Source organism: Methylophilus sp. (assembly GCF_052437885.1).
Classification (GTDB): domain Bacteria; phylum Pseudomonadota; class Gammaproteobacteria; order Burkholderiales; family Methylophilaceae; genus Methylophilus.
Genome location: NZ_JBQVPB010000002.1, coordinates 94802 through 107300 on the forward strand (window position 1 = coordinate 94802; position 12499 = coordinate 107300).

A 12499-nucleotide genomic window follows, 5' to 3' on the forward strand; every position below is an offset into this window, starting at 1 on the left:
TTGTTTATCCTTTCCTATATGCGCTGTCTGCTAGCTTTTCGCCAGATTGGTTGAGGCTAATGGCACAACCAAATTACCGGATAGCAAGCGGTTGAATGCCGAGCCATCATTCCTGGTGAGGTTTGGGACATAGCGGCTGTAAACACGGAACAACATTTCAGTTGTGGAATGTCCCATTTGCTTGGCAATCCACTCAGGGTTCTCACCTGCAGCGAGCCATAAAGTGGCCGCTGTATGGCGGGAGGTATAAGGCCTACGTAACTCAAGGCCTAAATAACGAAGTAGGGGATACCAGACTCGATTGGTCAAGTTGTTCAGGTTGTAAGGCTTACCCTCAGAATTACAGAACACAAACGCAGATTGGTTGGTGACTTCACGTTGACGCATAAATGCGTCATACACCACGTCAGACATAAATATTTCGCGAATGGATAAATCAGTCTTACCTTCTTCCTCCATCTCATCACCGACCAGGGTTTCTCGAATCAGAATCTGCCGATTCCTGAAATCAACATACTTCCATTTCAACCCATGGATCTCACCTGTGCGCATACCGGTGAAAAAGCGGATGATGAAATAATCGCGATAGTCTGGCCTCACGGTTTTAAGGATCAAGTTCACCTCATCAAGCGTGAATGGCTTGATATCCAGACGCTTGATCTTGAGGGGTTTGATTCTTTGACCTGGTGAGGTAAAGTTATAGCGGTCAGCGGCCTCATTAAGAATTTGTCTTAATCCCAATACAATGGCATTGATGCGACGTGCAGAGAGTGTTTGACCTTTTCGTCCAGGGACTTTGGCGAGTTGCGAACGAAAATCAAGAATGTCTTCACGACGGATGCTGCTGACTACCTTCTCACCGAAATACGGCACCATGTGTTTATCGATGGTATCGCGCATGGTCTGCACATAGCTTTTGCGCCAACCAATCTTGCATTCATCAAACCATTTTTCAGCGAAGTCTTTAAATAGCGGACTGCTAAAAACTAACTGGTTGGCGGAGATAAACTGCTCATTTATGCTCGCTGGATGAGTACTTGTTCTACTATCAATGCTGATAGCAAAAGATTTTACTAACTTGCTATTTGGGAAATAAGTAGCATAGTCAAAAGCATTGGCTTTGATTTCAGCTTCTATCTTTTCTAAAAGCTTTCCAAGTTTCTGTCTGTTGGCTTTTGTGTCTGTAAGTAGAGTGTATTCTCTGCATCTTTTACCTTTATATCGGAAATCGCAAAAAAGCTTGCCGTTGTAATCGCGGACACTAGCCATGGCAGTAACCGCCATTTGCCATTGGAATTGCAGCCGGGCTAACAGATCGGGTCATAATTTCACTTTCAATAGCCTCCCAGATGTATAGAATTTTTCTCCGTCCGAATGGGCGAATGTAGTGTTTACCTTCGATCAAAACACTATCTTTTAATTGATTGCGAATAGTTCTCGCGTTGTAATTGATACGCTCTGCTAGTTGATCTGTCGTGAGAAACGTTTGTGACATAGGGATTCCTTTCTAAAAATAAATAGTCAATGTAGAATGAACATATGCCGTTCAAAGCATATAAATTTCATTCTAAACGACATTTTAGGTGGAATTATTTCACTTTGCAACAATTATTTTCATTTAGAATGAAAAATGAGAGGTTAGTGTGATTAAGTGTCACTTATCCCGAATAATGGGAGAGAAAAAGTTAAAGGTTGCAGATGTTGCTAGAGCAATTGATGTGCATCGCAACTCAATTACACTTTTATATGATGAGACTGCTACTCGAGTCGATTTGGATACGCTGAATAAGCTTTGTATTTATTTAAAGTGTGACATACAAGATTTATTTGAGTTTTTACCTGAATAGCATTTTATTAGAGCTAATCTCAATCAATGGAAAAAAACCCTCAAGGCCAACATTGATAGGTCTTAGATCGGTTGAGTAGCACGTGGCGAGCACAATGTCGCGGTGATTAACCTGCTTAAGATCGCAGATGCTTTAGATTTGAAGCTGAGTGATGTGTTGAGTAGTTGTGATCTTTGATTGAGCTCCTTTCATTTAGCTAACTTTAAAAATCAAAAGGCACCCCCGAAGAGATGCCTTATAGCATTAAACCAATATGCAAATTAGTGTATGTGGGTAGGGATTGATTCACCCCGTTAAAAATAAGTTTCCTCACACCTAACAGTCCTAGTGGCAAAGCAAGCCCTGATGTAAGAATGAGGGGAAACACTCTACATTGATATGGGAATTATTCCCGACATTGTCAAAAACATAGAGTTATCTTTGACTGGTAGTTTTAAAGAATTTATATTTGAATCACATCAAATCTTTCCCGAGGATGCTGATGACTAAGCCCGACATTTCTACCCCGAGTGTTGGGCTTTTTTAATTCGGTGCTCTATTTCTTAGGTGGATTATTAGATCTACCCGGGCCTGATGGCTTACCCGTTTTACTTGGTGCATTTTTTAAGTAAAGATTGCATATAGGTGTTTTCATATTTATTTACCCTTCCGAGAATAATTACTGATGAAAGCTAAATGCAGAAATCTAAATAACACAGATAAGAAAGGTCTAATGCAGTTATCAGCTCATACACAGGAATTGAACCTCATCAGTATAGATCTCAACTTAGTGTTTTGAAGGATTTATCATTCTTCAATGATGTATTAAGTGCTTTCAAAAACGACTGGGTTTGATTGCTTAGTCCTTTGACGTACTACAACAGTACCTGCAATTTTGTCATGCCATCCCTGCTTACGACTGTCCACTGCCACCCAAATAATTCCCAATCCCAAAGGTATTGTTGCAACAAAATAACTAATATATCTAAGGATAGATTGGCCAGTAGTTAGCGCGTTTCCAGTTCTGGCATCAACTACTCTTGCTGATATCGCCATCTTTCCAGGAGTAGCTTGTCTTGTTAGCCAAAACAGAATGGTTGCCACTGCTGGTAAAAGATACGATAAAAATAGATCCATTGGACCTTGTACCATGCCGGGCTTATCCCAGAATCCTTCTCCGTAAAATGCTGTGAGTAACGGCCCTATGATTGCAAATACCAAAATGGTATCAATAATCGCGGCGCCAACACGCGGCCAGAATCCTACATATTCCAATTCTTCTGCTTGCATTATTTGCCTCTCTTTTTTAGTTAATTTGGGCTAATTCTACATGAGGAAAAAAATAAATCATCCGACTTCTAACTGCCCACTCTAATTCCTAGTAAAAGCCAATGGAAATTGTCTATTTGAATTAGTACAGGACATTCGCCAACAATATTTTAAATCCGTCTCGCCTTATGCCATAATAATTTGTTATTAATTGTTAATAATGATATTTAATTGTTAACTATGAATTAGCAAGAATGACTAGGGGCAGATAAATGCACGAGACAATAATCTACCGTTACCAAGATGTGAGCATAAGCTATAGTCGATTAATCGCTAAGAGCAAAACCTACCCATTGAGCAGTATTGGATCTATTGAGAACCGGGTGATTAAGCCAAGACGGTGGGTGGGTCGATTCCTGATATTCAGCGGACTTCCATTGCTCTTCGGTCATGCAAACTTACCTATTACTGGTCTTTTGTTAATGCTTGTGGGCTTGTTGCAATGGCGATTTGCCTGTTTGAGATATGCAGTCGTGATCCATACTACGTCTGGTGAGTTTCAAGCCTTAATCAGCGAGAATGCGCAGGATATCGATAATATGGTTAGTGCTTTAAATGTGGCCAAAGCTATGAGAGGAACTTAACTAAGTAAGATTTAAAAAATCCACATCAAGCCAACATAATGGCCAACGATTGCCACCAGGATTACGGTCGTATCAGCGAGCCCCTGTTTGCTGGGCTATGACTTAAGGCGTGCGGCTATGGGAAGGCTTTGGGGCTGAGAGTGGGAGGGTTTTGGGGCGGACGGGAGTCCCATAGTCGAAAAGGTGAAAAGCTGAGATACTGGAAATCTGAAACAGTCACAATTATAGGGGATGAAATGATTACCGGAAGAGAGTTAATGGCGCTTGAAGCTATATTGGATGAAGCAATAGTCAAAAGCACCGAAGATGATGGTGATCCGGTATTTCATGAAGTGGATGTCAGCACTGTGAATCCTTTTCCAGACAAACAAACTCTTGAAGAGGTGTATGAGAGCCTTGCCACGAAAAATCTAATTGCAGGCAGCGTTATGGAAGATAGTGATGGGAACGAGATCGAATTTGTTTGCATTACTACGCAAGGATTAGAGGCACTTAAATCAGCACAAGGTGTGCATTAGAAGATGAACATCACTACAGTCATCCTCACCAAAACTTTGAAGTTTTCATTTGAGCACACGAAATCATGAAAAGGTTAACCATAGTTACAACAAGGCTATGTACTCTCATCATTGCCTTGAGTTCCATGCAAATCTACGCAGAAGGATTTGAAACTTTCAGCTATCATGAAAAATTAAACAATAATTTAATCATTGCTGTTGGAGGTATCAACAAAATACCTTTGAGATTTTCAGAGTCTCAACCATATGAAATTACCAATGACCATTATTATCGAATTGGGTCCAAATGCTTCTCATCAATTTTTGATATGCCCAATAAACCCGGAGCGTTGCTGATAGATCAGTACTCCAACATCAACATAGGGGTTTTTGATAATTCAGTATTAGGCATAAAAGTTGAATATCAACCTGTAACACTTATAGACTGCCAAGAAGTTGCGGATCTGAGAATGGAAGTTTTGAGAAAAGAGCAATCCTCAACTCAAAGACAACTGGAGCTAGAGAAGGAAAAATTGAAATCAATGATTGAGGAGTATCAAAAATTACAGCAAAAACAAAAGAAATATAAATAAATACATGGTTGCCTAGTGGCTAAAATCAGCCGCACGTACACCAATTACTATTCAAAACGTATAAATATAGAAAACGTTGGTAACCCAATGCAACATTGGCAATTGCAAAAAAAACACTTAAGGACAAGTTTATGAAAGCGATACTTCCACTCACTGCGTTAGTTGTCGTTGGTTGCGCTGTTACACCTGCTAAATATACTGATAGAGATGGAAACACAACTGAGGTTCAAGCCGTAAGTATGGGTGATAGGGAAGCGATTCAAGCAATGCGGGAGGAACAACTCGGCACCTCTTCAAGTGTAGTTGTTTACGCAATTCCTCACGGGACTCAAAAAGATGACTCTCTTTTTATTACTCACAACGAGTTGGCACAAGTAGCAAAGTTGGTTGAATGCCCACCCCAATCAACTAAATATCCATTGGACACCTATAAATCAGAAGCGAAAATTTTAGACATGCAAGTTTTGGTGATCGCCAATCGCTCCAACTGCGTTATAGACCAAGCAAAAGCCAAAGATTATTTAGATAATGCAATTAAACATAATAAACAAAAGCACTTCGAAAATACTGACAGACTTCAAAGGGAAAGAGAGATAGATCCAAGAGGGCCATATGCTCTGGGTTGCGAAGCGTATCAAATGCATGTGAGAGGAATTAGAGATGTGACAACTATGGCCACCGCCATCAAACTGTATCCCAAAATAAATGAAGCCTATGTAAAAAATCTTTACGTTACAGGATGGAATGACGCAAAGGTTTACGGTGCGCGTGGGGTTGACTGCCAATATTTAAGTGCATCTGTCCGCCGTTAAACAGCGGGCACTTGATAAAACGAAAATATCTTTTATAGTACAAATTATTTATACGTCGTGGTGTAAGCAGTTTTCTTCAGGAGCTTGTGCCTGCTAACGTAAAGCCCTTCTCGATTAGTAGTGACATTGCGAGTCCTTGTTAAGCCAAACGTTTGATTAAGGGGCGGGCTTTTGCCTGTCCCAGTGAGCGCCATGAACTGTTTGAACCAGTTGTTAGAGATTAAACGATTTCACAGCATAGTCTCCGAAAGACCAAATTAATGTGCCTGCAATAACTAGTGACTTTCCAATTATTGAGATTATGAAGTTGTATCTGTAGTACGATTCTGGCAGTGGCTTTAAACCTTGCAGGGCTTTTATACTTTCGGTTATTACCATATCCTTAATATCTTCGGCTCTTCCCATCACTGGCTCCATGCCTGCAGCCTGAATAACGGTTGCCTGATTTCTAAGTGCAATTTTTGCAGCTCTATCAACGCTGGCAAGGCCTTCGGATATAACGCTGATTGTTCTCCACATGACTTTAAACTTGTCTTCTTGTCTCTGGATTTGAATCTCGTGTGTTCGAAATTCTAAAAATGCAGCGAATAAAGCCATGATTGCCCCAGATCTCAGAAACAAATCATTGGAGATGTTGTTTGCGTCTGTGTAAAAAGCAATTCCTGGAAACGTAATGGCTAATAAAATTAATGTGAAATCTCCAATTATGCGTTTCCAGTAATATTTGTGTTCCATATACTATTCTTTCTTAATTCAGGCATGCTTCTAGAGAGGAGGATGCTTTAGTCCATAGTTTACCTCACCCCCAATAAAAAAAAGACTCAAGGTGTTAACCTTAAGTCTCATCATGATGAACTGCCCATCTAACGATCAAATCTAACTACTAACGCTAAGCTACTCCCGCCTGGACAAATCCCAACTCCCACACCAAGCCAACATAACGGCCAACGATCTAAATCGGGATCACCGTCGTATCAGCTAACCTCTGATTGCTTGGCTATAGCTCAAAGCGTGCGACTATGTGCAGAGTTTAGAGGCTTTAAGGAGCGAGTTTCGAGTGCAATTGGGAAACCAAAAATCGCGAAATGCTGAAAAACTGAAATCTGAAACTAAGTTCAGTGTCGAGAAAAGAAAAACGGCTCACATTTCTGCAAGCCGTCTTTTATATTTTGGTAGGGTGTGCGGGGGATCGAACCCACGACAAACGGATCAAAAGTCCGCCTTTCTCTAATCCTCGAGTAATAAATTAGAGTTTCATAAGCTCAAGATTCCGTGGGCCATGGACTAAAGGTCAAATGCTTAGTAGTTTTTTTTAATTCAAAGTGTGCGGGCTAAACTTGGGCCATAGATGGGCCATGAGTGGGCCACAATAAAATCAAGTTAGTGATTACTTTCATGGTTTTGCTTTTATTTATGGTGCGCCCGGCGAGATTCGAACTCACGACCCTTGGCTTCGGAAACCAATACTCTATCCAGCTGAGCTACGGGCGCAATCCCGCCATTATAGCAAATAAGTCGCACTGCCTTGGCGCGCGGGTAGTCTTTTTGTATGCCTTTGCTGGCATAAGTCGCCTGAAATAATCTTGTCATAGAGCATGACTATGCTTGATCCTGAAAAACGTTAAAGTTATTTAAGGATAGATGCAATTATGAAAGCCATGATTCTGGCGGCGGGTAAAGGCACACGTGTTAGACCGCTCACTTATGAATTACCCAAGCCTATGATCCCAGTGCTGGGTAAGCCGGTGATGGCTTACCTGATCGAACATCTGGCCATGCACGGCGTGGCCGATATCATGATCAATGTCAGTTATCTGCACAAAAAGATCCAGGATTATTTTGAAGACGGGCATCGCTTCGGGGTGAATATCGGTTATTCGTTTGAGGGCGATATTATCGATGGCCAGGTGGTGCCGCATGCAGTTGGTTCTGCCGGTGGTATGCGCAAGATACAGGATTTCAGCGGTTTTTTTGATGAGACGACCATTGTGCTGTGCGGGGATGCGGTGATAGATCTGGATATCACGCGCGCGGTGAATGAGCATAAAAAGAACGGTGCGCTGGCGAGTCTGGTGACCATGCAAGTGCCTATGGATAAAGTGTCTGGCTATGGCATTGTGGTGACCAACCAGGAAGGGCGCATCATTTCCTTCCAGGAAAAACCGACCCAGCTTGAGGCGCGTTCTAACTGGGCCAGCACTGGTATTTATATTTTTGAACCTGAGGTGCTGGACTTGATCCCTGGCGGTAGCGAGTTTGATATAGGTTCAGATTTGTTCCCTTTGCTGGTGCAGCGCGGCCTGCCTTTTTATGCGATACAGCATCCGTTTAACTGGATAGACATAGGCGTGGTGGCTGATTACTGGCTGGTGATGCAACAGATGATGCAGGGCTTCTTCCCTTCGATGCCTATCCCCGGCAAGCAGATCAAGCCTGGGGTCTGGGTAGGTTTGAATGTGCACATCGATTGGGAGCATACACATATTGAGGGGCCGGTGTATATAGGCTCAGGCTCACGCGTGGATAAGAACGCACGCATCATAGGCCCGACCTGGGTCAGCAATGGTTGCCATATCCAGCGTGACAGTACGGTGATCCGTTCGATTCTGTTTGATTACACGCGTATCGCCCAGGGCTACCAGGTGGAAGAGCGCATCGTGTGTGGCGAGTATTGTGTGGACCGCGATGGGCGCATGATGCATATCGATGACGAGAATTGCGACATTATCTGGACCGATGCGCGCGAGAAAGTGGTTTATCCGCAAAACTATGCTTATGCGCGCCTGTGATGCTGGGTGTGCGTTCGGCAGTCGATTCGAGCAAACTGATCAACCGGCTGCCTATAGTCTGTTGACATTTGTCTGACACGCCAGCTTCAAGGATTTGTCATATTGGCTGCGTATTCTCTAGGAACTTTTGAGGAGAGGATATAATGAAAAAAATGACTTTGATGCTGGCATTAGCGTTAGGCACTATGAGTGCCGCGCAGGCCGCTAGCAATTACCAGATCAGCAAGGAATGGACGTTCACCCATAGTGGCAGCGGTTACCTGGCTGAGATCCCGGCTTATGATGCCATCACCAACACCTTGTGGGTCGCCGGCGTGAAAGGCGTGGACGTACTGAACGCCAGCACCGGCAGCTTTCTGCAACATATAGATACCAGCGCTTACGGCAGTATCAACAGTGTCAGCATCAGCAATGGCCTGGCCGCATTCGCGATCGAAAACAACACCCGCACCAATGCCGGTATCGTGCAGTTGTATGATACTTCCAGCAAAAGCCTGGCATCAGGGACAAACACCTTTTCCGTAGGTGCGTTGCCAGACATGGTGACATTCACGCCTGATGGTTCAAAGATCCTGGTGGCGAACGAAGGCACGCCAGGCACCTATGGCACACGTATAGGCACGACTGTTCCGCGCAATTACAACCCGGCAGTGAATGACCCTGAAGGTAGTGTGACGGTGATCGATGTCGCTTCACGTACAGTGGCTGCGACCGCCACATTCAACGGCGTGCCGACCTCTGGTAGCCATATACGCACCAACACCGGCATGAACTTTGAGCCGGAGTACATCGCGGTGAGCCCGGATGGCAGCAAGGCTTACGTCACGCTGCAAGAAGCGAATGCGATCGGTATCCTTGATCTGAATACCAACACGTTTACCAGTGTGGTCGGCCTGGGCGCCAAGGATTTCAGCCAGCCGGGCAATACCATAGATCCATTGAATGATGGCAATATCAACTTTATCAGTGCCAACGTCAAAGGTCTGTACATGCCGGATGGCATCGCTGCTTATTCTGCAGGCGGCCAGACTTACCTGGTGACCGCGAATGAAGGCGATTTCCGTGAAGATGATGGCGACCGTTCAGCGGCCAGTTCTTTAGGTGCTACCGGCGTGCTGGCTAATATCCGTATTTCAAACACCGATTCTTCACCGGGTGATCTATATGCGGCAGGTGCACGCTCATTCAGCATCCGTGACGCAAATGGCACGCTGGTCTATGACAGTGGCGACATTCTGGATAAAGAAGCTGCCGCACGTGGTATTTACGATGATGGCCGTAGCCGTGACAAGGGTGTAGAGCCTGAAGGTGTAGAGTTGTTCACACTGGGTGGCCGTACGATCGCTGCAGTCGGCCTGGAAAGAACTACCTCTGGCGCCATTGCTTTGTTTGATATCACTGACCCGACTAAAGTCAGTTTTCTCGACATGATAGTCTCTGCCGGCGATCTGGCACCTGAAGGCTTGGTTGCGTTCGAGCTTGGTGGAAAATCTTATCTGGCATTTGCCAACGAGGGTTCTAACACCACTACACTGTACAGCATCAGTATCAGCGCAGTGCCAGAGCCGACCTCTGCCGCCATGCTGGGCCTGGGTATGCTGGCTTTGAGCGCATTGCGCCGCCGCCAGAAGTAATCTTCGCAGTCATCGTTTTAGCATGATCAATAACAGCCAGACAATATTTGTCTGGCTGTTTTGTTTTTAGCGGTGATTAAGTCTGTGCGGCTTGCTGAAGCCATGTTACGTTTCATGACACCAGGTTCTGCGTTATAATCGCGCAGGTAATTTCAAAATCAATGGGGCACAGATATGTCGGGGTACAAGGAAGGTTCAAGCATCAAAGAGTTAATCATTGTGATACCAGGCACAATTATTGGATTCACTCTGTTAGTGTCACTGCTAGCTTATCTTTTTGGGGTCATTGGCAGCGAGAAACCTGCGCCAGCCAAAGAGGTGACTGAAGCAGCCGAGCAAAAAATAGCCGCTAATATCCAGCCGGTAGCCACGGTTGAGGTTGCAGCAGAGGCAGGCGAGCATGTAGAAAAAAGTGGTGAAGAGATCGTAAAAGTCACCTGCGCTGCCTGTCATGGCACCGGTGCGCTGGGCGCGCCAAAAATCGGTAATGCCGGTGATTGGGGTCCACGTATTTCACAAGGTTACGAGACGCTGGTGAAACACGCGATCGAAGGTATACGCAGCATGCCACCTCGTGGCGGCGGCGCCGACCTGACTGATCACGAAGTGGCCGATGCGGTCGCTTATATGGCGAATCAGGCCGGGGCAAAGTTTGATGCTGCCAGCTTGAAAAAATAAAAGCCAGCAGATGCAAAAGCCGCTTGTAACAAGCGGCTTTTTTATTTGCCGGCGGCGCTAAGTTTCCGGCAGCACCGGGTTTATAGTGCAGAATAGAGGCTGAGGGTTATAAAAAAACAGGCGGGTGGCAGGCATGGCAAGATTTGCAATCGGGGATATACAGGGGTGCTATCACTCGCTGATGCATTTGCTGGCAGAAATAAACTTTCAGCCGGCAAATGACCAGCTGTGGCTGGTGGGCGATATCATCAATCGCGGCAACGGCTCGCTCGCTGTACTGCGCTGGGCTTATGCGCACAGGGCGCAGATCCAGTTGGTGCTGGGTAACCATGAGCTACATGCGATCGCCGTCGCCCATGGTGTGCGGCCACCGCACCGGTTTGACACGCTGGCAGAGATTTTTGCTGCACCAGAGGGTGGTGAACTCATGCATTGGTTACGCCAGCAGCCACTGATGGTGCTGGAAGATGACTATGCCATGGTGCATGCCGGCCTGTATCCGCAATGGACACTCACCAAAGCCAAGCGGCTGGCCGAGGAGGTAGAGGCGGTTTTGCGCGACACCGATTACGCCAGCTTTTTATTCGCCATGTATGGCAATAGCCCGGCACAATGGAACGATGCGCTGGTGGGTATGGATAGGCTGCGTGCCATCGTCAATGCTTTTACCCGTATACGTTTGTGTAACGCGCAGGGCGAGATGGAATTCACTTTCAAAGGCGAGGTGCCGGATATGCCTGCCGGTTATTACCCCTGGTTTCAGATCCCCGACCGCCGCTCGGCCCAGGCGCAAACGATTCTGTTCGGCCACTGGTCAGCATTAGGCTTGCACCAGGGCGATGGCGTGGTGGCGCTGGATACTGGTTGTTTATGGGGGCGCCAGCTGACGGCCTATGATCTTGATAGCCGGCAGGTGGTGCAGGTGGCGCTGGATGAACGCGACCGGCCTGCGACTGGTGGCGGCGACTAACGACGGTGACTGGCGGCTGGTTGCCATGACGGATATCTGGCTGGTCGTGCTGGCTTCTTTTCTGGCCGGCATCATGGATGCCATGGTCGGCGGTGGTGGCCTGGTCACGGTGCCAGCGCTGTTATCCACCTACCCGACATTGCCGCCTTCGTTGCTGCTGGGCACCAATAAATGTTCTAGCGTATTCGGCACGGCGGTGGCGGCGTTGCGTTATGCGCAGCGGGTCAGGCTGGACTGGGCCTGGTTACTGCCGGCCGCGCTAGTGGCTTTTGCTGGCTCGTGGCTGGGCGCGTGGACCCTAACTAAGACTGACCCGCAGATGCTGCGCAAACTGCTGCCGCTGATCTTGCTGTTTGTGTTGCTGTACACCTTGATGCATAGACAGTTCGGTATGCTGCATAGCCCGCTACGCACGCAGCGGGTGCGCTTGTTACTGGCCATGGCGATAGGCGGGCTGATAGGCTGGTATGACGGATTCTTTGGCCCGGGCACTGGCAGTTTCTTTATTTTCCTGTTGATACGTTTGCTGGGCGTAGATTTCCTGCATGCGTCAGCCTCGGCCAAAGTATTGAATGCCGCCTCTAACCTGGCGGCAGTGTTGTTGCTGGCGGCCACCGGGCATGTCTGGTGGCAGGTGGGGTTAGCGATGGCAGCCGCCAATGTGGCAGGCAGCCTGCTGGGTACGGCGCTGGCACTCAGACATGGTGCCGTATTGGTGCGACGGGTATTTATTGTGATGGTGATACTGCTGATTCTGAAAGCCGGCTGGCAGGCTTATGCCCCATGA

14 protein-coding genes and 1 tRNA gene are annotated in these 12499 nt (G+C 46.3%); 10 read left to right on the forward strand and 5 right to left on the reverse strand.

Going from position 1 to position 12499, the window contains the following annotated elements; all coding sequences use genetic code 11:
- Positions 1 to 30: 30 nt before the first annotated feature.
- Together ACT6RZ_RS02275 and ACT6RZ_RS02280 are read right to left on the reverse strand one after the other, a co-directional pair.
- Complete coding sequence (locus ACT6RZ_RS02275; RefSeq protein ID WP_444700571.1) at positions 31 to 1269, reverse strand: Arm DNA-binding domain-containing protein; 1239 nt, start codon at positions 1267 to 1269, stop codon at positions 31 to 33.
- Positions 1262 to 1495: a hypothetical protein gene (locus ACT6RZ_RS02280; RefSeq protein WP_444700572.1), complete on the reverse strand. Its 234-nt coding sequence runs from the start codon at positions 1493 to 1495 to the stop codon at positions 1262 to 1264. The genes ACT6RZ_RS02275 and ACT6RZ_RS02280 overlap by 8 nt, the downstream gene beginning before the upstream one ends.
- Before the next feature lie 148 nt (positions 1496 to 1643).
- Between ACT6RZ_RS02280 and ACT6RZ_RS02285 the strand changes: the two genes are divergently transcribed.
- Entirely contained in the window at positions 1644 to 1847 is a 204-nt protein-coding gene (locus tag ACT6RZ_RS02285) for a helix-turn-helix domain-containing protein (RefSeq protein WP_444700573.1), read from the forward strand.
- An 804-nt stretch (positions 1848 to 2651) separates the two neighbouring features.
- Here ACT6RZ_RS02285 and ACT6RZ_RS02290 read toward each other — a convergent pair.
- Entirely contained in the window at positions 2652 to 3116 is a 465-nt protein-coding gene (locus tag ACT6RZ_RS02290) for an RDD family protein (protein ID WP_444700574.1), read from the reverse strand.
- Positions 3117 to 3367: 251 nt separating this feature from the next.
- Between ACT6RZ_RS02290 and ACT6RZ_RS02295 the strand changes: the two genes are divergently transcribed.
- The 4 genes from ACT6RZ_RS02295 to ACT6RZ_RS02310 all read left to right on the forward strand — a co-directional run bounded on the left by ACT6RZ_RS02295 (position 3368) and on the right by ACT6RZ_RS02310 (position 5641).
- Positions 3368 to 3739 carry a DUF6232 family protein gene (locus ACT6RZ_RS02295; protein ID WP_444700575.1) on the forward strand — a complete coding sequence of 124 codons (372 nt, stop codon included), beginning with the start codon at positions 3368 to 3370 and terminating at the stop codon, positions 3737 to 3739.
- A gap of 236 nt (positions 3740 to 3975) precedes the next feature.
- The gene (locus ACT6RZ_RS02300; RefSeq protein ID WP_444700576.1) at positions 3976 to 4257 is read left to right on the forward strand and encodes a hypothetical protein; all 282 of its coding nucleotides are present in this window, start codon (positions 3976 to 3978) and stop codon (positions 4255 to 4257) included.
- A gap of 125 nt (positions 4258 to 4382) precedes the next feature.
- Entirely contained in the window at positions 4383 to 4829 is a 447-nt protein-coding gene (locus tag ACT6RZ_RS02305; RefSeq protein WP_444700577.1) for a hypothetical protein, read from the forward strand.
- Positions 4830 to 4960: 131 nt separating this feature from the next.
- A complete protein-coding gene (locus ACT6RZ_RS02310) occupies positions 4961 to 5641 on the forward strand; it encodes a hypothetical protein (RefSeq protein ID WP_444700578.1) in 681 nt (226 codons plus the stop codon).
- Between the two features lie 213 nt (positions 5642 to 5854).
- On the opposite strand, the gene ACT6RZ_RS02315 is transcribed toward ACT6RZ_RS02310, so the two are convergent.
- Positions 5855 to 6376, reverse strand: a complete 522-nt coding sequence (locus ACT6RZ_RS02315) for a hypothetical protein (protein ID WP_444700579.1) — start codon at positions 6374 to 6376, stop codon at positions 5855 to 5857.
- A gap of 679 nt (positions 6377 to 7055) precedes the next feature.
- Positions 7056 to 7132, reverse strand: a tRNA-Arg gene (locus ACT6RZ_RS02320).
- Positions 7133 to 7290: 158 nt separating this feature from the next.
- On the opposite strand from ACT6RZ_RS02320, the gene ACT6RZ_RS02325 reads away from it, so the two are divergent.
- The 5 genes from ACT6RZ_RS02325 to ACT6RZ_RS02345 all read left to right on the forward strand — a co-directional run bounded on the left by ACT6RZ_RS02325 (position 7291) and on the right by ACT6RZ_RS02345 (position 12499).
- Positions 7291 to 8430, forward strand: a complete 1140-nt coding sequence (locus tag ACT6RZ_RS02325; protein ID WP_444700580.1) for a sugar phosphate nucleotidyltransferase — start codon at positions 7291 to 7293, stop codon at positions 8428 to 8430.
- Between the two features lie 143 nt (positions 8431 to 8573).
- Positions 8574 to 10064, forward strand: coding sequence for a choice-of-anchor I family protein (locus tag ACT6RZ_RS02330; protein WP_444700581.1), 1491 nt, complete (start codon positions 8574 to 8576; stop codon positions 10062 to 10064).
- Positions 10065 to 10319: 255 nt separating this feature from the next.
- Entirely contained in the window at positions 10320 to 10742 is a 423-nt protein-coding gene (locus tag ACT6RZ_RS02335) for a c-type cytochrome (protein WP_444700582.1), read from the forward strand.
- Positions 10743 to 10875: 133 nt separating this feature from the next.
- Entirely contained in the window at positions 10876 to 11712 is an 837-nt protein-coding gene (locus ACT6RZ_RS02340; protein ID WP_444700583.1) for a symmetrical bis(5'-nucleosyl)-tetraphosphatase, read from the forward strand.
- Positions 11675 to 12499, forward strand: a complete 825-nt coding sequence (locus ACT6RZ_RS02345) for a sulfite exporter TauE/SafE family protein (RefSeq protein ID WP_444700584.1) — start codon at positions 11675 to 11677, stop codon at positions 12497 to 12499. The genes ACT6RZ_RS02340 and ACT6RZ_RS02345 overlap by 38 nt, the downstream gene beginning before the upstream one ends.

What these genes read in the sequence shown, in the direction of transcription:
- ACT6RZ_RS02325 (WP_444700580.1), top strand. Translation starts at nt 7,291, where the DNA reads ATGAAAGCCATGATTCTGGCGGCGGGTAAAGGCACACGTGTTAGACCG.
- ACT6RZ_RS02295 (WP_444700575.1), top strand. Translation starts at nt 3,368, where the DNA reads ATGCACGAGACAATAATCTACCGTTACCAAGATGTGAGCATAAGCTAT.
- ACT6RZ_RS02300 (WP_444700576.1), top strand. Translation starts at nt 3,976, where the DNA reads ATGATTACCGGAAGAGAGTTAATGGCGCTTGAAGCTATATTGGATGAA.
- ACT6RZ_RS02290 (WP_444700574.1), bottom strand. Translation starts at nt 3,116, where the DNA reads ATGCAAGCAGAAGAATTGGAATATGTAGGATTCTGGCCGCGTGTTGGC.
- ACT6RZ_RS02345 (WP_444700584.1), top strand. Translation starts at nt 11,675, where the DNA reads ATGAACGCGACCGGCCTGCGACTGGTGGCGGCGACTAACGACGGTGAC.
- ACT6RZ_RS02310 (WP_444700578.1), top strand. Translation starts at nt 4,961, where the DNA reads ATGAAAGCGATACTTCCACTCACTGCGTTAGTTGTCGTTGGTTGCGCT.
- ACT6RZ_RS02340 (WP_444700583.1), top strand. Translation starts at nt 10,876, where the DNA reads ATGGCAAGATTTGCAATCGGGGATATACAGGGGTGCTATCACTCGCTG.
- ACT6RZ_RS02305 (WP_444700577.1), top strand. Translation starts at nt 4,383, where the DNA reads ATGCAAATCTACGCAGAAGGATTTGAAACTTTCAGCTATCATGAAAAA.
- ACT6RZ_RS02280 (WP_444700572.1), bottom strand. Translation starts at nt 1,495, where the DNA reads ATGTCACAAACGTTTCTCACGACAGATCAACTAGCAGAGCGTATCAAT.
- ACT6RZ_RS02315 (WP_444700579.1), bottom strand. Translation starts at nt 6,376, where the DNA reads ATGGAACACAAATATTACTGGAAACGCATAATTGGAGATTTCACATTA.
- ACT6RZ_RS02275 (WP_444700571.1), bottom strand. Translation starts at nt 1,269, where the DNA reads ATGGCTAGTGTCCGCGATTACAACGGCAAGCTTTTTTGCGATTTCCGA.
- ACT6RZ_RS02330 (WP_444700581.1), top strand. Translation starts at nt 8,574, where the DNA reads ATGAAAAAAATGACTTTGATGCTGGCATTAGCGTTAGGCACTATGAGT.